General features: G+C 65.6%; 24 protein-coding genes. 15 read left to right on the forward strand and 9 right to left on the reverse strand.

Features of this window, described 5'->3' with window-relative positions:
- The first annotated feature begins 13 nt into the window (after positions 1-13).
- The 4 genes from AC1DZY_RS20235 to guaA are packed head-to-tail and all read left to right on the forward strand — an operon-like array spanning position 14 to position 3609.
- Positions 14-1318, forward strand: a complete 1305-nt coding sequence (locus AC1DZY_RS20235) for an RsmB/NOP family class I SAM-dependent RNA methyltransferase (RefSeq protein WP_476821952.1) — start codon at positions 14-16, stop codon at positions 1316-1318.
- A gap of 17 nt (positions 1319-1335) precedes the next feature.
- Positions 1336-1563, forward strand: a complete 228-nt coding sequence (locus AC1DZY_RS20240) for a FitA-like ribbon-helix-helix domain-containing protein (protein WP_476821953.1) — start codon at positions 1336-1338, stop codon at positions 1561-1563.
- On the forward strand, positions 1556-1990 hold the full coding sequence (locus AC1DZY_RS20245; protein ID WP_476821954.1) for a type II toxin-antitoxin system VapC family toxin: 435 nt from the start codon (positions 1556-1558) through the stop codon (positions 1988-1990). Before AC1DZY_RS20240 ends, AC1DZY_RS20245 begins: the two co-directional genes overlap by 8 nt.
- 59 nt (positions 1991-2049) lie before the next feature.
- Positions 2050-3609, forward strand: coding sequence for a glutamine-hydrolyzing GMP synthase (gene guaA / locus AC1DZY_RS20250; protein WP_476822054.1), 1560 nt, complete (start codon positions 2050-2052; stop codon positions 3607-3609).
- A 27-nt stretch (positions 3610-3636) separates the two neighbouring features.
- Here guaA and AC1DZY_RS20255 read toward each other — a convergent pair whose 3' ends face one another.
- On the reverse strand, positions 3637-4245 hold the full coding sequence (locus tag AC1DZY_RS20255) for a phosphoribosyltransferase family protein (RefSeq protein ID WP_476821955.1): 609 nt from the start codon (positions 4243-4245) through the stop codon (positions 3637-3639).
- A 132-nt stretch (positions 4246-4377) separates the two neighbouring features.
- Between AC1DZY_RS20255 and AC1DZY_RS20260 the strand changes: the two genes are divergently transcribed.
- The 4 genes from AC1DZY_RS20260 to AC1DZY_RS20275 all read left to right on the forward strand — a co-directional run bounded on the left by AC1DZY_RS20260 (position 4378) and on the right by AC1DZY_RS20275 (position 7250).
- Entirely contained in the window at positions 4378-4875 is a 498-nt protein-coding gene (locus AC1DZY_RS20260) for a peptide deformylase (RefSeq protein ID WP_476821956.1), read from the forward strand.
- Between the two features lie 16 nt (positions 4876-4891).
- Positions 4892-5239 (forward strand): ArsC family reductase, encoded by a 348-nt coding sequence (locus tag AC1DZY_RS20265; RefSeq protein ID WP_476821957.1) that lies wholly within the window; start codon positions 4892-4894, stop codon positions 5237-5239.
- 71 nt (positions 5240-5310) lie between these two features.
- Positions 5311-6462, forward strand: coding sequence for a tRNA guanosine(34) transglycosylase Tgt (gene tgt, locus AC1DZY_RS20270; protein ID WP_476821958.1), 1152 nt, complete (start codon positions 5311-5313; stop codon positions 6460-6462).
- Positions 6459-7250 (forward strand): hypothetical protein, encoded by a 792-nt coding sequence (locus tag AC1DZY_RS20275; RefSeq protein ID WP_476821959.1) that lies wholly within the window; start codon positions 6459-6461, stop codon positions 7248-7250. Before tgt ends, AC1DZY_RS20275 begins: the two co-directional genes overlap by 4 nt.
- Here the strand turns inward: AC1DZY_RS20275 and AC1DZY_RS20280 are convergent.
- Positions 7161-8144, reverse strand: a complete 984-nt coding sequence (locus AC1DZY_RS20280) for a DMT family transporter (RefSeq protein WP_476821960.1) — start codon at positions 8142-8144, stop codon at positions 7161-7163. The genes AC1DZY_RS20275 and AC1DZY_RS20280 overlap by 90 nt on opposite strands.
- Before the next feature lie 189 nt (positions 8145-8333).
- Here AC1DZY_RS20280 and AC1DZY_RS20285 point away from each other — a divergent pair, with 189 nt between their 5' ends.
- Complete coding sequence (locus AC1DZY_RS20285) at positions 8334-8993, forward strand: hypothetical protein (protein ID WP_476821961.1); 660 nt, start codon at positions 8334-8336, stop codon at positions 8991-8993.
- Between the two features lie 9 nt (positions 8994-9002).
- Here AC1DZY_RS20285 and eno read toward each other — a convergent pair whose 3' ends face one another.
- Positions 9003-10286 (reverse strand): phosphopyruvate hydratase, encoded by a 1284-nt coding sequence (eno, locus tag AC1DZY_RS20290; protein WP_476821962.1) that lies wholly within the window; start codon positions 10284-10286, stop codon positions 9003-9005.
- Between the two features lie 127 nt (positions 10287-10413).
- Here eno and queF point away from each other — a divergent pair, with 127 nt between their 5' ends.
- The gene (queF, locus tag AC1DZY_RS20295; protein WP_476821963.1) at positions 10414-10869 is read left to right on the forward strand and encodes a preQ(1) synthase; all 456 of its coding nucleotides are present in this window, start codon (positions 10414-10416) and stop codon (positions 10867-10869) included.
- Positions 10870-10887: 18 nt separating this feature from the next.
- Here queF and AC1DZY_RS20300 read toward each other — a convergent pair whose 3' ends face one another.
- Together AC1DZY_RS20300 and kdsA are read right to left on the reverse strand one after the other, a co-directional pair.
- Positions 10888-12105: an MFS transporter gene (locus tag AC1DZY_RS20300; RefSeq protein WP_476821964.1), complete on the reverse strand. Its 1218-nt coding sequence runs from the start codon at positions 12103-12105 to the stop codon at positions 10888-10890.
- On the reverse strand, positions 12098-12967 hold the full coding sequence (gene kdsA, locus AC1DZY_RS20305; protein ID WP_476821965.1) for a 3-deoxy-8-phosphooctulonate synthase: 870 nt from the start codon (positions 12965-12967) through the stop codon (positions 12098-12100). Before kdsA ends, AC1DZY_RS20300 begins: the two co-directional genes overlap by 8 nt.
- A 262-nt stretch (positions 12968-13229) precedes the next feature.
- Between kdsA and clpS the strand changes: the two genes are divergently transcribed.
- The 5 genes from clpS to AC1DZY_RS20330 all read left to right on the forward strand — a co-directional run bounded on the left by clpS (position 13230) and on the right by AC1DZY_RS20330 (position 17678).
- Positions 13230-13568 (forward strand): ATP-dependent Clp protease adapter ClpS, encoded by a 339-nt coding sequence (gene clpS, locus AC1DZY_RS20310; protein WP_476822055.1) that lies wholly within the window; start codon positions 13230-13232, stop codon positions 13566-13568.
- A gap of 61 nt (positions 13569-13629) precedes the next feature.
- On the forward strand, positions 13630-16149 hold the full coding sequence (gene clpA, locus AC1DZY_RS20315) for an ATP-dependent Clp protease ATP-binding subunit ClpA (protein WP_476821966.1): 2520 nt from the start codon (positions 13630-13632) through the stop codon (positions 16147-16149).
- 4 nt (positions 16150-16153) lie between these two features.
- Complete coding sequence (locus tag AC1DZY_RS20320) at positions 16154-16432, forward strand: hypothetical protein (protein WP_476821967.1); 279 nt, start codon at positions 16154-16156, stop codon at positions 16430-16432.
- A gap of 167 nt (positions 16433-16599) precedes the next feature.
- The gene (locus tag AC1DZY_RS20325; protein ID WP_476821968.1) at positions 16600-17325 is read left to right on the forward strand and encodes an AzlC family ABC transporter permease; all 726 of its coding nucleotides are present in this window, start codon (positions 16600-16602) and stop codon (positions 17323-17325) included.
- Positions 17322-17678 (forward strand): AzlD domain-containing protein, encoded by a 357-nt coding sequence (locus tag AC1DZY_RS20330; RefSeq protein ID WP_476821969.1) that lies wholly within the window; start codon positions 17322-17324, stop codon positions 17676-17678. The genes AC1DZY_RS20325 and AC1DZY_RS20330 overlap by 4 nt, the downstream gene beginning before the upstream one ends.
- 4 nt (positions 17679-17682) lie before the next feature.
- Here the strand turns inward: AC1DZY_RS20330 and AC1DZY_RS20335 are convergent, their stop codons facing one another.
- The 4 genes from AC1DZY_RS20335 to AC1DZY_RS20350 are packed head-to-tail and all read right to left on the reverse strand — an operon-like array spanning position 17683 to position 20610.
- Positions 17683-18123 (reverse strand): HIT family protein, encoded by a 441-nt coding sequence (locus AC1DZY_RS20335; protein ID WP_476821970.1) that lies wholly within the window; start codon positions 18121-18123, stop codon positions 17683-17685.
- A 20-nt stretch (positions 18124-18143) separates the two neighbouring features.
- Positions 18144-19376: a GNAT family N-acetyltransferase gene (locus tag AC1DZY_RS20340; protein WP_476821971.1), complete on the reverse strand. Its 1233-nt coding sequence runs from the start codon at positions 19374-19376 to the stop codon at positions 18144-18146.
- The gene (locus AC1DZY_RS20345) at positions 19373-20137 is read right to left on the reverse strand and encodes a glycerophosphodiester phosphodiesterase family protein (protein ID WP_476821972.1); all 765 of its coding nucleotides are present in this window, start codon (positions 20135-20137) and stop codon (positions 19373-19375) included. Before AC1DZY_RS20345 ends, AC1DZY_RS20340 begins: the two co-directional genes overlap by 4 nt.
- Positions 20137-20610: a RidA family protein gene (locus AC1DZY_RS20350; RefSeq protein WP_476821973.1), complete on the reverse strand. Its 474-nt coding sequence runs from the start codon at positions 20608-20610 to the stop codon at positions 20137-20139. Before AC1DZY_RS20350 ends, AC1DZY_RS20345 begins: the two co-directional genes overlap by 1 nt.
- Positions 20611-20643: the final 33 nt, after the last annotated feature.

A 20643-nucleotide genomic window follows, 5' to 3' on the forward strand; every position in this document is an offset into this window, starting at 1 on the left:
CTGCCTCAATCCAATGACACCTGCCGCCCGCATCAGCGCCGCCGTCGAGGTGCTCGACGACATCATCCAGCGCCGCCGGCCGGCTGCCGATGCCCTCAAGGACTGGGGGCTGTCGCGGCGTTTCGCCGGCTCCAAGGATCGCGCCGCGATCGCCTCGCTGGTCTATGACGCGCTGCGCCGCAAGGCTTCCTCCACTTACGCGATGGCGTCGGAGACGCCGCGTGCGCTGGTGCTGGGCATGCTCGGCCGGGTGCGCGGCATGAGCGCCGACGAGATAGCGAGCCTCTGCTCTGGCGAAAACCATGCGCCGCCGCCGCTTGATGCCGAGGAACAGGCCAGGCTGGCGGCCTTTTCGCTCGACGGCGCGCCCGACTGGGTGCGCGCCGATGTTCCCGAATGGCTCTGGTCGGCGTTTTCGACGACATTCGGCGCGGATGCGATCGGCGAGGGACAGGCGCTGGCCGGCCGGGCGCCTGTCGATATCCGCGCCAACCGCCTGCGCTCGAGCCGCGAGGCGCTGCTGCACGATCTCGCCCATCTCGCGCCGGAGAGCGGGGCGTGGTCGCCAGACGCGCTGCGTTTCCAGCCCGGCCATGACGGGCGCGGGCCGTCGTTGCAGACCGAAGCGCCGTTCTTCGCCGGCGCCTTCGAGATCCAAGACGAGGGCTCGCAACTCGTCACGCTGCTTTCGGGCGCAAAACCCGGCCAGATCGTGATCGATCTCTGCGCCGGCGCAGGCGGCAAGACGCTCGCACTGGCGGCGCTGACGAACAATGAGGGGCGCATCTTCGCGACCGACCTCGACAGCCGTCGCCTCGCGCCGCTGCATGATCGCCTGGCGCGTTCGGGCGCGACCCATGTCGAGATCCGCATCCCGCGCTCGCGCGGTCATGAGCCTCTGGCCGATCTTGCCGGTCAGGCCGATCTCGTCCTCGTCGACGCGCCCTGCACCGGCTCGGGCACCTGGCGGCGCAATCCCGACGCCAAATGGCGCGTGCGGCCAGGCGCGCTGGCCGCACGCATCAAGGATCAGGCCGAGGTGCTGGCCCGCGCCGCGCGACTGGTTAAGCCCGGCGGTCGCATCGCCTACATCACCTGCTCTGTGCTACCCGAAGAAAATGACGGGGCGGTGGCTGCGTTCCTCCAGCGTCACGCTGGCTTCGCTATTATGCCGTTGGCCGAGCTGCTCTCATCCGGCCAGGGTGATTTCGGGTTGCTGGCGCGCTTTGCCACAGAGTTCGGCATGCAGTTTTCGCCGCGGCGGACCGGCACGGATGGTTTCTATCTGGCCGTATTGCGGTACGATGGCTCCAAGTGAAACAGGAAGCTATTGCAATGGCAAAGCTTGTGATCGACGATGTGGACGATGAGATATTGGCGCGCCTAAAGGATCGCGCAGCGGCGCGATCACAGTCGGTCGCCGAGATGGTCAGAGACATCATCGTCCGTGCGATGCCGTCACAAGAGGCTGCTTCCGAGGCGTTCCGCAGGATACGTGCGCTGACGCCTCCTGTACCGCAAACGGACAGTACGGACATCATCCGGCAATTGCGCGATGAATGAATTGTTGGTGCTGGACGCCAACATCATTGTGAAACTCCTTGTCGAAGAACCACGGTCGGACATCGCTCAGCAGATATTCGACGACGAGCGCTTCGTTTTCTATACGCCGGCGCACGCGCTGGCCGAGGTGGTGGAAGTCCTCTGCCGAAAGATTCGGCTACGCGAAGCCGATGAACAGCAATTGCGGCAGGCGCTCATCTGGTTGCCCGGCTCCTTCCTTACTGTCCCGGTCGAGACCTTACTTGAGCGCGCAGTGGACCTTGCGCTTAAAAATGCAATCGGAATCTATGATGCATTGTATGTTGCGCTGGCGTTGGACCGCGACATCCGGCTGGTTACGGACGATCAACGCCTGGCAAATCGCTTGAAAGGCTCATTGGCAGGTGAGCGGATCGTTCTGCTCACAGATGCGTTGCATGTGCTCTGAAAGCGCCAAAATCGAAATCGAAGTTGAACGACAGCGCGCATATCGTTACGCCGCTCGGCATGACACAGCCGCACGACTCCATCCTCATCATCGATTTCGGTAGCCAGGTGACGCAGCTCATCGCGCGGCGTGTGCGCGAGATCGGCGTCTATTGCGAGATCGCGCCGTTCCAGTTGGCCTCGGAGGCGTTCCAGCGCCTGACGCCCAAGGGCGTGATCTTCTCCGGCGGCCCGGCCTCGGTGCCCGACGAAGGCTCGCCACGGGCGCCAGAAGCAGTGTTCTCGTCGGGCCTGCCATTGCTCGGCATCTGCTACGGCCAGCAGACCATGGCCCAGCAGCTCGGCGGCAGGGTCGAGAGCGGCCATGCCGCCGAATTCGGCCGTGCCGACGTCTCGATCGTTACGCCGTCGGCGCTGTTCGAGGGCATCTGGGAGGAGGGCGGCCGCTACCCCGTCTGGATGAGCCATGGCGACCGCGTCACGCAGCTGCCGGCCGGCTTCTCGGTCAAGGCGACCTCCGAGAACGCGCCCTATGCGGTGGCGAGCGACGAAGCCCGGCGCTTCTACTCGACCATGTTCCACCCTGAGGTCGTGCACACGCCCGATGGCGCGAAACTGCTGCGCAACTTCGTCGTCACCATCTGCGGCTGCGTGCCCGACTGGAGCATGTCGGCCTATCGCGCCGAGACGATCGCCAAGATCCAGGCGCAGGTCGGCAAGGGCCGCGTCATCTGCGGGCTGTCCGGCGGCGTCGATTCCGCCGTCGCCGCCGTGCTGATCCATGAGGCGATCGGCGACCAGCTCACCTGCGTCTTCGTCGACCATGGCCTGATGCGCGAGGCCGAGGCCGAACAGGTCGTGACCCTGTTCCGCGACAGCTACAACATTCCGCTGGTTCACGTTGAAGCCGAAGAACTTTTCCTCTCCGAGCTCGCCAAATGCGGCGCCGACCCGGAAGCCAAGCGCAAGACCATCGGCCGGCTCTTCATCGAGGTCTTCGACGAGGAGGCGCGCAAGCTCGGCGGCGCGGATTTCCTGGCGCAGGGCACGCTCTACCCCGACGTGATCGAGAGCGTCTCCTTCAGCGGCGGCCCCTCGGTGACGATCAAGTCGCACCACAATGTCGGCGGCCTGCCCGAGCGCATGAAGATGAAGCTCGTCGAGCCGCTGCGCGAACTCTTCAAGGACGAGGTCCGCGTCCTCGGCCGCGAGCTTGGCCTGCCGGAAGCGTTCGTCGGTCGCCATCCTTTCCCCGGCCCGGGCCTCGCGATCCGTTGCCCCGGCGAAATCACCCGGGAAAAGCTCGACATTCTGCGCAAGGCCGATGCGATCTATCTCGACGAGATCCGCAGGGCCGGTCTCTACGACGTGATCTGGCAGGCTTTCGCGGTGCTGCTGCCGGTCAAGACGGTGGGCGTGATGGGCGACTACCGCACTTACGACCATGTCTGCGCGCTGCGCGCCGTCACCTCGGTCGACGGCATGACGGCCGATTTCTATCCCTACGACATTGCCTTCCTCGGCCGCACCGCGACCCGCATCATCAACGAGGTCAAGGGCATCAACCGCGTCGTCTACGACGTGACCAGCAAGCCGCCCGGCACGATCGAGTGGGAATGACCCGCGGCGGAAGGCGGCGGGTGGCGCCTAGCTTTTGGACACAGGGGCTTGGTCGGTAGCCGGAAGCTCCTTGAGGATTTGGACGCTGACGCCCTGGCGTTCCAGCCTTTCGCGCCCGCCCATTCCTTCCAGTGCGAAGACGAAAAGCGCCGTACTGCACTGCGCGCCGAGACGTCGCAGCAATTCGACTGTCGCGAGAGCGGTCGAGCCGCTCATCAGGCAATCGTCGATCACGGCAAAGCGCCTTCCGGCCAGCTGACTGCCTTTCGAGACCACCACGCCATTGCCGAGTTCGTAATTCGCCATCAGGTTGCCGATGACATTCGTCCTGATGGAGCCGACCTTGCGGATATCGAGGAAGCCGAGGCGCTGGCGATAGGCGATGGCTGCGGTAAAGCCGAACCCGCCCATGTCGATGCCGGCCAGAACCTCGATATCCGCCGGCAACCGGCGCGCCAGTTCATCGACCAGGACATGCGCGATCTCGGGATCGGTGGTCATCGGCGCGGTGTCGGGGAAGTTCACGCCGGGGCGCGGGTGATTGCGCCAGACGCGATAGGTCACCGGCAACCTCTCGCCGTGCTCCAGCGCGATCTCGGTGGAGCATTCGGAGATGCTCAGGGCGTTACCGGTCATCTTGCGTCTGTCCTACGATTTCATGCAGAGGTGATGACGGCGGTGGCGGGCGGCCAGCTCGAATCAATTTGAAAAAAGCCGCCTTAACGATGGCGCAAAGTATGGTCGAAACTCCCTTTCGGTTGTGTTGAGATGACGGTGCAACCGATCCTGAGATTTCCTGATGCCCGGCTGCGGCGCGTGGCCGAGCCCGTCACGCGTTTCGACGACGCCCTTCACGCGCTTGCGGCAGATCTCGTCGAGACGATGCGGGCGGCGCCGGGCATCGGCATCACGGCTCCGCATCTCGGCATCGCGCTGCGTGTCGTCGTGATCGAGCTGCCGGGAGAGGACGTCGTCCGAACCTATGTCAACCCGCGCATCATCCAGGCCTCGGAGGAGACGGCCCGTCACCCCGAAGGCAGCGTGTCGATGCCGGGCGTCACGGACGAGGTCGAACGTTCCGCCCAGGTGCGGGTGCAGTATCGGGGCATGGACAACGTTGAGCATATCGAGGATGCCGATGGCCTGCTCGCGGTCTGTCTGCAGCACGAGATCGACCAGCTCGACGGCATCTTCTGGATCGAGCGCCTATCGCGCCTGAAGCGCGACCGGCTGATCAAGCGCTATGACAAGCTGGCGCGGCGTTGAGGCAACGGGGACGGCAATGGCGATTACGATCTATGGCATCAAGAACTGCGACACGATGAAGAAGGCCCGCAACTGGCTGGAGGGGAAAGGCGTCGCCCACAGCTTCCACGACTACAAGGCTGGTGGCATCGACGCGGCCTCGCTGGCGCGGTGGGTAGGCGAGCATGGCTGGGAAACGGTGCTTAACCGCGCTGGCACCACCTTTCGCGCGCTGCCGGACGGTGAAAAGACCGGCCTCGACGCCGACAAGGCGATCGCGCTGATGCTGGCGCAGCCCTCGATGATCAAGCGACCGGTTCTCGACCTCGGCGGACGCACCATCGTCGGCTTCAAACCGGAGACCTATGCCGCCGCGCTCGGCTGAGCTTCGCCTGCATGGCGGTCTCGCGTGGTCGTGGCCTTTTGCCGAAGGTCCGTCCGCGCTAAGCCCGCGCCATGACAACTCCTAGCTTGCAGACCGATTTCAGCTTCCACCGTCTCGGACAGGACGGCGCCGCCCGCACCGGCGAGATCCGGATGCCGCGCGGCGTGATCCGGACGCCGGCCTTCATGCCGGTCGGCACGGCCGCGACCGTCAAGGGCATGTATCCCGAGCAGGTCCGGGCGCTCGGCGCCGATGTCGTGCTCGGCAACACCTATCACCTGATGCTGCGGCCCGGCGCGGAGCGGGTGGCCAAGCTCGGCGGCCTGCACAAATTCATGAACTGGCCGCACCCGATCCTGACCGATTCCGGCGGGTTCCAGGTGATGTCGCTGGCGAACCTGCGCAAGCTGACCGAGGAGGGCGTCACCTTCCAGTCCCATATCGACGGCTCGCGGCACATGCTCAGCCCTGAACGCTCGGTCGAGATCCAGAACCTGCTCGGCTCCGACATCGTCATGCAACTCGACGAATGCGTCTCGCTGCCTTGCGAGGACGCGGTCGCCGAAAAGGCGATGCGGTTGTCCTTGCGCTGGGCCGAGCGCTGCAAGACGGCCTTTGGCAATCCAGCGGGCCGGGCGCTCTTCGGCATCGTGCAGGGCGGGGTGGTCCCGGCGCTCAGGACCGAAAGCGCGCGCGAGCTCGTCGCGATGGATTTGAAGGGTTATGCGATCGGCGGCCTCGCCGTTGGCGAGCCGCAGGACGTCATGCTGGCGATGATCGAGACGGTCGAGCCGCATCTGCCGCAGGAAAAGCCGCGCTATCTGATGGGCGTCGGCACGCCCGACGATCTCGTCGAGGCCGTCTGCCGCGGCATCGACATGTTCGACTGCGTGATGCCGACACGGGCCGGCCGCCATGGCCAGATCTTCACCCGCTTCGGCCGCATGAACCTGAAGAACGCAAAACATGCCGACGATCCGCGCCCGATCGACGAGCGCTCGTCCTGCCCGGCTGCCAACGGCTACGCTCGCGCCTATCTCCACCATCTCGTCAAGGCCGAGGAGATGCTCGGCAAGATGCTGCTGACCTGGGTCAACCTCGCCTACTATCAGGAACTGATGGCAGGTTTGCGCGCCGCGATCGCAGCCGGATGCCTGACCGACTTCGTCGCCGAGACCAAGGAAGGCTGGGCGAGGGGCGAACCGGCTGGCGAAGCCGCGTGATCGATCCTTGGCTGGGGTTTCTGCTCTTCAAGATGGCGGTCGCGGCCGGTGTGGTCGTCGGCTGCTCGCTGCTGGCGGAGCGCGCCGGACCGCTGGTCGCGGCGATGATCGCGACGCTGCCGATCTCGGCTGGACCGGTCCTTGTCTTCCTTGCAATGGATCATGATGCGAGCTTCATCGCAGCCGGGACGCTCGGCAGCATGGGCTCGAACCTGGCCAATTCCGGACTTTCGCTGGCCTACGTCCTGCTGGCGCAGCGCCATGGCATGGTCTTGAGCCTCGGCGCGGCATTGGCGGCATGGGTTGCTGTCGTGTTCGGCCTGCGCGTCGCCGAGCCGCCCTTCGCCGTGATGCTGGTAGCGACGCTGCTCGTCTTCGGCGCGCTGCATGCGCTGTTCCAGCCATATCTCGCTGCACGTCCCAGGACGCCGCCGCGCCCGCCCTGGTATGCGATTCCCCTGCGAGCGGGCGGCGTCGCCCTGCTGGCTGGAACAGTCACGACCATCAGCAATCATGTCGGGCCTGCCTGGTCGGGCGCTCTGGCCGCGCTGCCGATCGTGCTGTCGAGCATGATCGCGATCCTGCATCCACGCATCGGCGGGCCGGCGATGGCGGCCGTGATCGCCAACAGCGCGCTTGGGTTGATGGGCTTTGGCGTCGCGCTCGGCTTCGTCCATCTGACGGCGGTCGCGCTCGGCTCAGGCCTGTCGCTGGCTCTCGCGCTCGCCATCGGCTGGAATCTCGCCTTGATGGGGCTCAAGCGCGGCGCGCGCCGAGCGCCGCCATGAGGCGATGAACAGTCCGCCGATGATCAGCGAGATCCCGGCGATCTGCAGGCCGCTGGGAATTTCGCCGAGAATCGGAATGCCGAGCAGGGTTCCGATGACGGGGATTGTGGGCGGAAACCGGCCGACGACGGCCGGTCCCAGTACGCGAGCGGCCCAGCTCCAGATCCACAGGCCGAGGATAACATTGAAGATGCCCTGGTTGATCCCGTGCAGCACGATGACCCACCACGGCGCGACGTCGAAGCCGCGAAAATAGAACAGCGCGTAGAACGGCAGGTAGACCAGCGAAAGCACGGAGACGACCGCCGTCGCCTTCAGCGCATCGACCCGCCAGTGCTGGATCAGCAGGGGATAGCAGCCCCAGATCAGCCCGACGCCGATAAAGCAGAGATCGCCGAGCAGGATCGTCGGATTGGTGTGCGTGCTGCCGGCGATGCCGAGCGAGATCAGGCCGGCAAGCACTGCGCAGACGCCTAGCAGCAACTGGCGCGTCAGTTTCGCGCCGAACAGGATGACGCCGCCGACAATGCCGATAACGGTGACCAGCCCAGGGCCGATCGTCGCGCCATGGGCGGCTGGCGCATAGGTCAGGCCCGTCAGCAGAAGGTAGCTCATCGGGAAGCCGCTCATCACCGCCAACGCGAGGCCACGGCCCCAGCCGACGCCGCCGCAGGACGAGAGTGGTTTCGAGAGAAACGCCGGCAGCAGGATCAGCCCGGCGGTGCCGAAACGCAGCGCCAGAAGGTCATGCGAGGTCAGGCCGTTGAGCACGGCGTGCCGGCTCACCACGAAATTCAGGCCGAAGATCAGCATGGCCACCGCCATGCCGCCGAACGCCAGACGCCAGCGCAGCAGCGCCCTGGCCGCAGCGACGTTCTCGGGAATGGGCGCCAACTGGTCCATGCTCCGGCTTAGCGCCAAACCCGGAGCCGCCGTTATGCACCTGCGCGCATGGCGCCTGCGCGCCCTTTTCGCAGTGCAGCAGAAACACGACGATACATTCGGTCTCAATTGCTCCCTGCTTCGGCCTTTCTCGCGCCGGAGGGTGAGCGCCCTGTGAGACCGTCAACAGGAAGCCTCTCGATGCAGCAACCGTCCTTAGTCCGTGCCTCCGCCCGCCTCTGCAGCCAATTTGGTAGTCAGGTCGTGATTTCGGCTGCGGCCTCGGCCGTCGCGGCCGTGCTGCTGGCGGCTCCGGCGATGCTGTCGACTCCGGACGGCGCGGCGAAGACCATGCTTGTGCAAAGCGAGCAGTCGGGTTGGATCTCGCCGATCGCGGCGGACGGCAAGATCAGGGACCGCCATCACGATGCCGTGGCCCTCGTCACGTCGTCAGAGCGCGCACCCGGCCAAGGGTTGCTTACTCCGGCCATGATCGCGATGCCGATGAGCGTGAATTGGCCCGAGAGCAGTTTCGATGAACGCCTCGTCGCGGAAAAAGCCGCGCCGGCGCCCGTTCGCGCACGGATAGCGGAACTGCACGTCACTGCGCCGCAGCCGGTCCCTGTCCGAAAGGCCGCGCCGGTCGCGGAGCGGCCGAAATCGGCGCCGGTTCAGCTGATAGTGTCGGCAAGCGCTCGTCCGGCGCCGGCTGCGCCGGCGTTGCAGACTGCCGCCCTCGAAGAATCTGGGCCAGGGCCTATCGGGCGCGTCGGCGATGTGATGACGAGCGCAGTGGGCACGGTCGGCGCGGCAGGGATCTGGACGCTGTCGCGCGCCTCGAGCCTGCTGCCGCGCCTTTGAGGCTCGTGCTCAGGCCAGCGCCTTGAGCGCGGCGCGGCCGGCATAGACCGCCTGCGCGCCGAGCTCTTCCTCGATGCGCAGGAGCTGGTTGTATTTCGCCGTCCGGTCGGAGCGGGCGAGCGAGCCGGTCTTGATCTGCCCGCAATTGGTCGCGACCGCGAGATCGGCGATCGTCGCGTCCTCGGTCTCGCCCGAGCGGTGCGACATCACGGCGGTGTAGCCGGCGCGCTGCGCCATCTCGACGGCGGCCAGGGTCTCGGTCAGCGTGCCGATCTGGTTGACCTTCACCAGGATCGAGTTCGCCGTCTTCTCCTTGATGCCGCGCGACAGGCGGGTGACGTTGGTCACGAAGAGATCGTCGCCGACGAGTTGGCACTTGCTGCCGACGAGGTCGGTCAGCACCTTCCAGCCCTCCCAGTCGTCCTCCGACATGCCGTCCTCGATCGAGACGATCGGGTAATTGGCGACGAGCTTGGCAAGATACTTCGCCTGCGCCTTGGGATCGCGCGTCTTGCGCTCGCCTTCATAGACGTAAGCGCCATCCTTGAAGAACTCGGTGGCGGCGCAGTCGAGCGCCAGCGCGATGTCCTCGCCGGGCTTGTAGCCGGCCTTTTCGACCGCCTGCATGACGAAATCGAGCGCTGCTTCCGCCGATTTCAGGTTCGGCGCGAACCCGCCCTCGTCGCCGACATTGGTGTTGTGGCCGGCGTCGTGCAGCGCCTTCTTCAGCGTGTGGAAGATTTCCGAACCCATGCGCAGTCCCTCGGCGAAGGAGGGTGCGCCGATCGGCATCACCATGAATTCCTGGAAGTCGATCGGGTTGTCCGCATGGGCGCCGCCATTGACGATGTTCATCATCGGTACGGGCAGGACGCGCGCCGAGGTGCCGCCGACATAGCGGTAAAGCGGCAAGCCCGATGCTTCGGCCGCGGCCTTGGCGACGGCGAGCGAAACGCCCAGAATCGCGTTGGCGCCGAGCTTGCTCTTGTTGGGGGTGCCGTCGAGATCGATCATCGTCTGGTCGATCGCAGCCTGGTCCTCCGCATCCATCGCGACGATCGCCTCGGCGATATCGACATTCACGGCCTCAACGGCCTTGAGAACGCCCTTGCCGAGATAGCGGCTCTTGTCGCCGTCACGCAGTTCGACAGCCTCATGCGCGCCGGTTGAAGCGCCTGATGGTACAGCGGCGCGGCCCATCGAGCCGTCTTCGAGCACGACATCGACCTCGACGGTCGGGTTGCCGCGGCTGTCGAGGATCTGGCGGCCGATGATGTCGATGATCGCGGTCATGGAAAGCTCCTGAGCGGACGAAACGGGAATGATGGCGCGCTTCTAGCCAACGCAGGCGCGCAACGGAAGGGGCGGGTGGCGTTCCTTGCTGCAACGCCATAAAAGGCCGCCTTCAAGGAGCAGCGCCATGACCCTCGACGCCTCGACCCTTCAGCTCGGCCACGCAACCGCCATGCCGGCCTCGCCCGCCGAGGCCAGGCTCGACCGCGTGCCCAATCCCCATCCCGGCACGGGTTATCTCGCCCGCTTCACCTGCCCCGAGTTCACCTCGATATGCCCGGTCACGGGGCAGCCCGATTTCGGCATTCTTGTGATCGACTATCTGCCCGGCGACTGGCTGGTCGAATCGAAATCGCTGAAGCTCTATCTCGGAGCCTTCCGCAATCACGGCGCATTTCACGAGGACTGCACCGTCGGCATCGGCAAGACGCTGGTCGACCTGCTTGAGCCGGTCTGGTTCCGCATCGGCGGCTACTGGTATCCGCGCGGTGGCATCCCGATCGACGTATTCTGGCAGAGCGGCGAGCCGCCCAAGGGGGTCTGGATTCCCGATCAGGGCGTCGCGCCGTATCGCGGCCGCTGAGCCGACGCTCGGCCGGGTTCAGGTCCGGCTTCCGGCCAGCGGCAAAATGCGCGGCGTAATCTGACCCAGCACCGCGATCGCGATCGCAAAGATGATGATCGCCGGCGCGGTGCCCAGCAGATGCATCGCGATACCCATCACGACAGGTCCCGTCGCCTGGCCGAGAAAGAAGCAGCACGCGAACAGCGCGACAGCCGAGCCGCGCACCGATGGAGCAAGCTCCGTCGCCTGCGCCTGGAACGTCCCGTGCAGCAGGAAGAAGCCGAAGCCCTGCACGCTGAACAGGATGATCGCGGTCCACCACGGCCAGTCGAAGGCAAACAGGGCAAGCGCTCCCGCGCAGATCGCGCCGCCGGCGCGGGTCATCATCGAAGGCCCGACGCGCTCGACCAGGATGCGTGTCGATAGCCCGTAGACGAGGCAACCGAAGCCCATGCCGGCGATGGCGAGGCCCGCTTGCGCAGGACCGACGCCCGAACGCTCGAACAGGATCGCCGCAACATAAGCCGGGATGCCGAACAGGAGGACGCCTTCGATGATGACGATGCTGTAAAGCAGCTTGGTCTTGGGATTGGCGAAGACGATCCCGTAATTGGCGAGCGCGCCCGACAGGCTGAGCGGCCGGCGCGTGACGTTGCGCCGCGGCTTCAGCACGATGGCGACCAGCGCCGCCGCAAGACTGGCGATGAGCGCAGCCGCAAGGAAAGGCGCGCGCCAGCCGGCATGTGTCGCGATCAGCCCTGAGCAAGCCGAGCCCGCCATCTGCCCGACGATCATCAGGACGAGAAACTGTCCGAGCGCGATCTGCCGTTCCTTCATCGGCGCCCGGTCGCCGATTGCTGCCATCGCGATCGGGATCACGCCGCCAGACGCGATACCCGTGGTCGCGCGCACAAACGCCATGACCTCGAACGACCAGGAAAAGGCAGCGACAGTTGAAAGGGTGGCCAGCACGATCAGGCAGATCAGGATGGTGCGGACCTTGCCAATCGAATCCGCAATGGGACCAAGAAAGGGCTGGCCCAGCGCATAGGACAGCGCGAAGGCCGTCACCATCACGACGACCTGCGGAATCGTGCGTGAAAACTCGTTCGCCAGCGTCGGGATCAGCGGGTCGACGATCCGCATCGTGAAGGTCGACGCGAAACCGCAGGCTCCGAGAACGAGAATGAGGCGGCGAAGGGCGGCAGGCGAGGGCGCGGCGTCGGGCTGTGCGGCTTTTTGGCTTTCAGACATAAGCCAGCGTAGGCAAGGGATGCGCCTTGGCAAGGCGATCGAAGCCTTGCAGCCCTGCGATCAGCGCAGGGAAGTCGGCCAGCGGCACCATGTTGGGGCCGTCGGAGGGCGCCTTGTCGGGGTCGGGATGGGTCTCGATGAAGACGCCGGCGACGCCGACCGCCACTGCAGCGCGCGCCAGCACGGGCACGAATTCGCGCTGTCCGCCGGAGGAGGACCCCTTGCCGCCCGGCTGCTGCACGGAATGCGTCGCGTCGAAGATCACCGGCGCGCCGATCTGCGCCATGATAGGCAGGCTGCGCATGTCCGAGACCAGCGTATTGTAGCCGAAGGAGGCCCCGCGCTCGGTCAGCATCACATTCGCGTTGCCGCTCTCGGTGATCTTGGCTGCGACATTGACCATATCCCAGGGTGCGAGGAACTGACCCTTCTTGACGTTGACGACCCGGCCGGTCTTGGCGGCCGCGACCAGCAGGTCGGTCTGGCGGCACAGGAACGCCGGAATTTGCAGCACGTCGATGACCTCGGCTACGGCCGCGCACTGGCTCGCTTCATGCACGTCGGTCAGCACGGGCAGCCCGGTCCGCTCGCGGATTTCGGCGAAGACGGGCAGGGCGGCTTCGAGTCCCATGCCGCGCTGGCCTCGCGCGCTGGTGCGGTTGGCCTTGTCGAAGGAGGTCTTGAAGACGATGCCGATGCCGAGCGAGGTCGATATTTCCTTGAGGGCAAATGCCATTTCGAGCGCGTGGTCGCGGCTCTCCATCTGGCAGGGGCCCGCGATCAGCGCCAGCGGCAGGCTGTTGCCGAAGCGGACCGGCTTGGCGAGGTCGGCGCCGATGGTCACGATGGCGTTTGCGGTCATGAGATTGGTCCCGGCTGGCGAAGGGCCGCCGGGCTTATGTCGCTCAGACCGCCCGGGTCAAGCAGGAGGCTGCACCGACAAGCTCGGCGCGATCGCGCCAAACACACTGGCGAAGCAGCACGGAGGTCTGTAAATTCCAACGCGAAGCATTATCTCGATGCAAATGCAGGATCACGGATTGAGACGTTCAGCAGCGATGGGCGATGTGGCAAGGTCGGGCGCGGCAACGCGTGCCGAAGACCCGTCACGCCTGCCGCCCGGTATGGCCGACCGACCAAAGCGCCCCGGCTCTCCCGCCGATGGCGGGCGCGACGCCGGCACCGCGGTGCTCACCCGCACGCGGACACGCAAGCCCAATCTCTACCGCGTGCTGCTGCTGAACGACGACTACACSCCRATGGAATTCGTCGTTCACGTCCTCGAACGCTTCTTCCAGAAGGATCGCGCCGCGGCGACGCAGATCATGATGCATGTGCACCAGAACGGCGTCGGCGAGTGTGGCATCTTTACCTATGAGGTCGCCGAAACGAAGGTGACGCTCGTGATGGACCTTGCGCGCAAGCACATGCATCCGCTGCAATGCGTGATGGAGAAGAAGTAGTCTTGAGATTCGATGGTCCGGCCTCGACCACCCTTCTGAAAACGGAATAGGAGCGCTATCCGTGCCGAGTTTCTCGCGCAGTCTCGAACAGGCGCTTCACCGGGCTCTCGCCCTCGCCAATGAACGCCACCACGAATACGCCACGCTGGAGCATCTGCTGCTGGCCCTGGTCGACGATCAGGACGCCGCAGCGGTCATGCGCGCCTGCAGCGTCGATCTCGATACGCTCCGGCGCAACCTCGTCGACTATATCGACGCCGAACTGACCAATCTGGTCACCGACGGGCGCGACGATTCCAAGCCGACGGCGGGCTTCCAGCGCGTGATCCAGCGTGCCGTGATCCATGTCCAGTCCTCGGGTCGCGAAGAGGTCACCGGCGCAAACGTGCTCGTCGCGATGTTCGCCGAGCGCGAGAGCCACGCCGCCTATTTCCTGCAGGAGCAGGACATGACGCGCTACGACGCGGTCAACTACATCAGCCACGGCATCGCCAAGCGCCCGGGCGCCGGCGAATCGCGGCCTGTCCGGGGCTCCGAGGAGGAACCCGAGCAACAGCGCGATGCGCGCGCGACCGATCAGAGCAGCGACACCGACAAGGACAAGAAGAAGAAGGAAAGCGCGCTCGACGCCTATTGCGTCAACCTGAACCGTAAGGCGCGCGACGGCCGCATCGACCCGCTGATCGGCCGCGAGGCCGAGGTCCAGCGCACGATCCAGATTCTCTGCCGCCGGCAGAAGAACAATCCGCTGCTGGTCGGCGACCCTGGCGTCGGCAAGACCGCCATCGCGGAGGGCCTGGCGCTCAAGATCATCCGCGGCGAAGTGCCCGAAGTGCTCGAGGACGCGACGGTGTTTTCGCTGGACATGGGCACGCTGCTCGCCGGCACGCGCTATCGCGGCGATTTCGAGGAACGCCTCAAGCAGGTGATGAAGGAGATCGAGGGCCACCCCAAGGCGATCATGTTCATCGACGAGATCCACACGGTGATCGGCGCTGGCGCGACCTCGGGAGGCGCGATGGACGCCTCGAACCTGCTGAAGCCCGCGCTCGCTTCGGGCGGCTTACGCTGCATCGGCTCGACCACCTACAAGGAATACCGCCAGTATTTCGAAAAGGACCGCGCGCTCGTCCGCCGTTTCCAGAAGATCGACGTCAACGAGCCCTCGATCCCCGATACGATCGAGATCCTGAAAGGCTTGAAGCCGTATTTCGAGGAGTTCCACAAGCTCCGCTATACCAATGACGCCATCAAGGCCGCTGTCGAACTCTCGGCGCGCTACATCCATGACCGCAAGCTGCCAGACAAGGCGATCGACGTGATCGACGAGACCGGCGCGTCGCAGATGCTGGTCGTCGAGGCCAAGCGCAAGAAGGTCATCGGGGTGAAGGAGATCGAGGCTGCGATCGCGACGATGGCGCGCATCCCGGCCAAGACCGTCTCCAAGGACGACGCCGAGGTGCTGCGCAATCTCGAACAGACGCTGAAGCGCACGGTCTATGGCCAGGAGAAGGCGATCGAGGCTCTGTCCTCGTCGATCAAGCTCGCCCGCGCCGGTCTGCGCGACGGCGAGAAGCCGATCGGCTGCTATCTCTTTGCCGGCCCCACCGGCGTCGGCAAGACCGAGGTCGCCCGCCAGCTCGCAACCTCGCTGGGTGTCGAACTCGTCCGCTTCGACATGTCCGAATACATGGAGCGCCACACGGTCTCGCGGCTGATCGGCGCGCCTCCAGGCTATGTCGGCTTCGACCAGGGCGGCCTTTTGACCGACAAGATCGACCAGCATCCCCATTCCGTGCTGCTGCTCGACGAGATCGAGAAGGCCCATCCCGACCTGTTCAACATCCTGTTGCAGATCATGGATCACGGTAAACTCACCGACAACAACGGCAAGCAGGTCGATTTCCGCAACACGATCCTGATCATGACGACCAATGCCGGCGCCGCGGACATGGCGCGCAACGCTTATGGCTTCACCCGAACCAAGCGCGAGGGCGAGGATACCGACGCGATCAACAGGCTGTTTGCGCCGGAGTTCCGCAACCGGCTCGATTCCGTCGTGTCGTTCGGGCATCTGCCCAAGACGGTCGTCGCCCGCGTCGTCGACAAGTTCGTGCTCCAGCTTGAGGCGCAACTCGCCGACCGCAATGTCACGATCGAACTCTCCGACGAAGCGCGTGAGTGGCTGGTCGAGAACGGCTATGACGAGGCGATGGGCGCAAGGCCGATGGCCCGCCTGATCCAGCAGACGATCAAGACGCCGCTCGCCGACGAGGTGCTCTTCGGTCGGCTCAAGAATGGCGGCGCGGTCAAGGTCGTGGTGGTGCAGTCGGAAACCGGCATCAAGGTGCTCGGTCTCGAATTTCCCGAAGGGCCGGTCAAGCCCAAGAAGGAGAAGGCCGTCGCAGCGGCTGGCGAGAAAGGTGACCGCAAGCCGCGCGCCAAAGCCTCGGTGGCCGACAAGCCGGTGTCCGGCGGGCCTCGCCGCTCGCCCAAGGCCGACGATGGCGGCCCCACCGACTCGCCCAAGGCGCAGCGCCCGGTGCGCTCCGTGCCGAAGGTTCCACTGACCAAGGCCTGAGCCCGTGTTCTTCAAACGCAAACCTGCCGGCATGCTGGCTCAGACGGCCGAACCCGCACCGGAGCAGCCGGTGCGGGAGACGAGGCAGCGGCTCGGCTGGTTCGAAAAGCGCGAGCGGCGCAGGCGGCGGCGGAAGGCTTTCGAGGAGGTGCTGGGCTGGATCCTGGTTCCGGCTTTCCTCTACCTGATCTATCTCGGCGTGAAGGCCGTGGGCGGTGTCCCCAAGGAACTGATCGATTTCGGCAACGAACTGATCGGGATCGTGATGAAGGGCGGGCGCTGAACGGCGCGCGCGAAAGCCGGACGCATCATTGCAACCGGCGCAGGGCCGCCCGCGCGACGCCGGATATCGGTTTACCGGCGATGGCAGGATAGAACCGGTACGATACCGGTCTGACAAGGCCAGCCTTCTTCATCGGCGACGGATTCGGCACGCGTGCAGATACAGTCATGAGAGTGTCGCCCGATTGGGGCTGGCAGCGCGTCGCGCTGGCCGGCATGCGCGACGCGCTGTCTTTCCCCGCCTGGATGGTCGGCTTCGGTCTCGTCGGCATCGGCTCGCTGGCGCGCGATGTCGGCTATCCCGTTGAGGTTGCGGTGCTGTCGACCATGCTGGTCTGGGCGGGGCCGTCGCAGGTGATCTTCTTCGCCTCGATCGCGGCCGGCGCGGCCTGGAGCGCGATCGCGGTCGCGATCGGCTTCGCTTCGCTCCGTTTCCTGCCGATGACGGTCGCGATCCTGCCGCTGCTTCGCAAACCAGGCCAGAGCATCGGGATGCAGCTTGTGCTCGCGCATTATGTTGCTGTGACCGGTTGGGCCGAAGGCCTGCGCCGCCTGCCGGCCGTGCCGCCGCCCCAGCGCGTCGCCTATTTCATCGCCTTCTGCCAGACCTGCATGACGGTGAGCGCGCTCGGAACCTTCGCGGGCTATTATCTGCTGGGCGCCCTGCCGGTGCCGCTCGCCGCCGGCCTGCTCTGCTTGACGCCGATCTTCTTCCTGACCTCGCTTGTGGCCGGCGCCCGCGCCCGCAGCGATGCGATCGCCATAGCGCTTGGCCTGGCCTTCGCGCCGGTGGCGGACCGCTTCGTCGGCGGAGGTTTCGACCTGATCGTGTCCGGCCTGATCGGTGGCAGCATCGCCTTCGCGCTCGGCCGGAAGCGGGCGAGACCGGCATGACGCAGCCCATCGCCTGGCTCGACGGTCCGCTCTGGCCCTATCTCGCCCTTATTCTGTTCGCGTTCCTGCCGACGGAAATCTGGCGCTGGCTTGCCGTCGCACTGGCGCGTCGGGTCGATCCCGATTCTCCGCTACTGGACTGGGTAAGGGCGGTCGCAACGGCCTTGCTGGCAGGCGTCGTGGCGAAGCTGATCATCGCGCCGCCCGGCGTTCTGGCGGTGGCGCCGCTGGCGCTGCGGGTCGGTGCGCTCGCCGTGACGGTTGCGATAATCCTCACAAGCCGCAGTCGTATCGTTCCGGCCGTCCTTGCCGGCGAGGCGACGCTGATGGCGGGCATCTGGCTGCTGAACTAAGCCGCTACCCGCGGCTATAAGCGGTCTTCAGCGCCATCCGGATTTTTTCGGCGTTCGACGCCAGAACCTCCGGCTTCTCCATAGCGCCAGTGTGGGGACGCAAGCTCACGCCGTCATGGCGCGGCATGACATGGACATGCAGGTGGAACACGACCTGCCCGCCAGCCGCCTCGTTGAACTGCTGGATCGTCACGCCATCGGCGGCGAAGGCGGCCTTCACCGCACGCGAAAGCTTCTGGACGGTCAGCGCCACGGCCTTGAGTGCATCGGCTGGCGCATCCAGCACGTTCCGGCAGGCGGCTTTGGGGATCACCAGCACATGCCCGTCGGCGCGCGGCATGATGTCCATCAGCGCCAGCGTCTCGGCGTCTTCGTAGACCGTCTGCGAGGGCAACTCCCCACGCATGATGCGGGCGAAGACGTTCGAGGGGTCGTAAGGCGTCATGGCGGGCATCCATCGGTTGCTCAGGCTTCGCCACCCTTGCGGAACGGGCTTTCCGCCGCAAGCGCCTCCTGCGCCTGCGCGATATGTCGGCGTTCATTGGCGAGATAGGCGGCGACCGCGCGTCGCAGGCCGGGATCGGCGAGATGATGCAGCGAGCGCGTCACGACCGGGCGATAGCCCCGGGCCAGCTTGTGCTCGCCCTGCGCGCCGGCCTCGACCCGCACGAGCTTGTGGGCGATCGCATAGTCGATCGCCTGATGGTAGCAGAGCTCGAAATGCAGGAAGGGATGCTCCTCGATGCAACCCCAGTTGCGGCCATAAAGCGTGTTGCCGCCGCGAAAATTGATCGCGCCAGCGATGTAGCGGCCGGCCCGCCGCGCCATCACCAGCACGATGCGCTCGCCCATCGCCGCACCAACGGCGGAGAAGAAGGCGCGGTTGAGATAGGGCCGGCCCCATTTGCGCGCGCCCGTATCCTCGTAGAACGAGTGGAAGTCGTCCCAGACGGCTTCGGTCAGCTGTGGCCCCGACAGCGCTTCGACGGTGATGTCGTTCGCCAGCGCCTCGCGCCGTTCGCGCTTCAGCGCCTTGCGCTTGCGCGAGGCCAGCGTCGCTAGGAAATCTTCATAGCTTTCAAAGCCTTCGTTGCGCCAGTGAAACTGGAGATCGTGACGCTCGATATAGCCGGCCTCGGCGAGCGCGCTCGCATCAGGCTCCTGAGCGAAGGTGACATGGACCGACGATGCATCGGCCTGATTGCGCAGGGCGTTCAAACCGGAAATCAGACCGGCTCGGCCTTCACTTGCGCGAGGCCCGTCCGCCACCAGCAGGCGCGGACCTGTCGCCGGCGTGAACGGGGCCGCCACCTGCAGCTTGGGATAATACTGTCCGCCGGCTCGGCCATAGGCGTCCGCCCAAGCATGGTCGAAGACATACTCGCCCTGGCTGTGGCTCTTGAGGAAACTCGGCGCCGCCGCCAGCAATGCGCCCGCGGCGTCCTCGACCAAAAGATAGGCCGGCGACCAGCCCGTCCGCCCGCCGACGCAGCCGCTCTCCTCCAGCGCGCGCAGGAAGGCATGCGAGACGAAGGGATTGTCCGGATCGATCGCAGATCCGGATGGATCCGCAATAACCTCGCCCAGCGCCGCGTCCAGGGCGGACGGATTCGCGCAGGCGTTCCATGCCGCGGCAGGCACGGTTTTCAGCGACGTCGCGACGCGAACCCTGAGGTCGTCGCGCCCGTCAGTGCTCAAGGCGTGAAACCCTCGAAGACCATCTGGTCGGCATGTCGTGCGGCCCGCTCGCGATCCTGCGCATTGCGAACCGTCCAGCTCATCACCGGCAGGCCCAGCGCCTCCCGACAGAGATAGGGCGCGGCCGACGGCAAGTCAGCGACCTTCCACGACAGAAAATCCGGCTGGCTCTCGCCGAAATGCAGCAGGTTGGCGAAGGCGTGCTTCGTTGCCGCGTCGAGATGGTCGTAATCGGCATAGGCATAGTCGCTCATCGCGACGATGCCGCGCGGAAGGCCCGGAGCGAGCGTCCGCAGCGCCGTCACGATGCCGGGATCAAAGGATTTCAGGACGATAGGCTGGTCGGGATAGGCTTTCAGCACCTCGGCCGTACGTTTGGTCAACGCGAGATCGCCGTCGAATCGGCTTTTCACTTCGACGACGACAGACACGCGCCCGCCGATGGCGTCGAGGAACGTCTTGAGCGTCGGAATTCGGTCGGAACTGCCTTTCAACTCGATTTTGGATAGCGCCCCGGCCGTCCGGTCTGCGACGCGACCCGTCTCAGGCGTCAGGCGGTCGAGCACGAAATCGTGAAACACCATGGCCTCGCCGTCGGCGCTGAGCTGGACATCGCATTCGATTCCGAAATTGCCCGAGATAGCGGCCTGCGCAGCGGTCAGGCTGTTCTCGATCACGCCGGCTGCCTTGTCGTGCAGGCCGCGATGGGCGATCGGGCGGGCGACCAGCCAGCCGAGATCGGGCTTGCCGGATATGCGCATCAGGCGATCTCGAACATCGCCTCGACTTCGACGGCGGCGTCCGCCGGCAGTTCGGCGACGCCGATGGTGGAACGGGCGTGGCGACCCTTGTCGCCGAGCACCGCGACCATCAGGTCCGACGCGCCGTTCATGATCGCCGGCAAGGCGGCGAAATGCGGCGTGGCGTTGATGAAGCCGCCGAGCCGGACGCAGCGCGCAATCCGGTCGAGATCGCCACCGAGCGCGGCCTTCGCCTGCGCCAGCACGTTGATGGCGCAAAGCCTTGCCGCCTCAAGCCCGRCTTCGTTGAAGATTTCCGCGCCGAGCTTGCCCTTGTGGGCATCCGATAGCTTGCCGTCGAGGCCAAAGCAGAGCTGCCCTGAGATCACCAGCAGATTGCCGGTGATGACATAGGGCACGTAGTTCGCCACGGGCGCTGCCGGCGAGGGCAGGGTAATGCCGAGTTCGGCAAGCTTGGCGTCGATGGCGCTCATGATTTTCAGGCTCCGCATGCGTGGCGAACGCTT

The sequence above is a fragment of the Allobosea sp. P2_A10 genome, from assembly GCF_056405115.1.

Excerpts from the sequence above, each read along its gene's own strand:
- AC1DZY_RS20235 (WP_476821952.1), top strand. The coding sequence starts at position 14 with ATGACACCTGCCGCCCGCATCAGCGCCGCCGTCGAGGTGCTCGACGAC.
- AC1DZY_RS20240 (WP_476821953.1), top strand. The coding sequence starts at position 1,336 with ATGGCAAAGCTTGTGATCGACGATGTGGACGATGAGATATTGGCGCGC.
- AC1DZY_RS20245 (WP_476821954.1), top strand. The coding sequence starts at position 1,556 with ATGAATGAATTGTTGGTGCTGGACGCCAACATCATTGTGAAACTCCTT.
- guaA (WP_476822054.1), top strand. The coding sequence starts at position 2,050 with ATGACACAGCCGCACGACTCCATCCTCATCATCGATTTCGGTAGCCAG.
- AC1DZY_RS20255 (WP_476821955.1), bottom strand. The coding sequence starts at position 4,245 with ATGACCGGTAACGCCCTGAGCATCTCCGAATGCTCCACCGAGATCGCG.
- AC1DZY_RS20260 (WP_476821956.1), top strand. The coding sequence starts at position 4,378 with ATGACGGTGCAACCGATCCTGAGATTTCCTGATGCCCGGCTGCGGCGC.
- AC1DZY_RS20265 (WP_476821957.1), top strand. The coding sequence starts at position 4,892 with ATGGCGATTACGATCTATGGCATCAAGAACTGCGACACGATGAAGAAG.
- tgt (WP_476821958.1), top strand. The coding sequence starts at position 5,311 with ATGACAACTCCTAGCTTGCAGACCGATTTCAGCTTCCACCGTCTCGGA.
- AC1DZY_RS20285 (WP_476821961.1), top strand. The coding sequence starts at position 8,334 with ATGCAGCAACCGTCCTTAGTCCGTGCCTCCGCCCGCCTCTGCAGCCAA.
- eno (WP_476821962.1), bottom strand. The coding sequence starts at position 10,286 with ATGACCGCGATCATCGACATCATCGGCCGCCAGATCCTCGACAGCCGC.
- queF (WP_476821963.1), top strand. The coding sequence starts at position 10,414 with ATGACCCTCGACGCCTCGACCCTTCAGCTCGGCCACGCAACCGCCATG.
- AC1DZY_RS20300 (WP_476821964.1), bottom strand. The coding sequence starts at position 12,105 with ATGTCTGAAAGCCAAAAAGCCGCACAGCCCGACGCCGCGCCCTCGCCT.
- kdsA (WP_476821965.1), bottom strand. The coding sequence starts at position 12,967 with ATGACCGCAAACGCCATCGTGACCATCGGCGCCGACCTCGCCAAGCCG.
- AC1DZY_RS20325 (WP_476821968.1), top strand. The coding sequence starts at position 16,600 with ATGAGAGTGTCGCCCGATTGGGGCTGGCAGCGCGTCGCGCTGGCCGGC.
- AC1DZY_RS20330 (WP_476821969.1), top strand. The coding sequence starts at position 17,322 with ATGACGCAGCCCATCGCCTGGCTCGACGGTCCGCTCTGGCCCTATCTC.
- AC1DZY_RS20335 (WP_476821970.1), bottom strand. The coding sequence starts at position 18,123 with ATGACGCCTTACGACCCCTCGAACGTCTTCGCCCGCATCATGCGTGGG.
- AC1DZY_RS20345 (WP_476821972.1), bottom strand. The coding sequence starts at position 20,137 with ATGCGCATATCCGGCAAGCCCGATCTCGGCTGGCTGGTCGCCCGCCCG.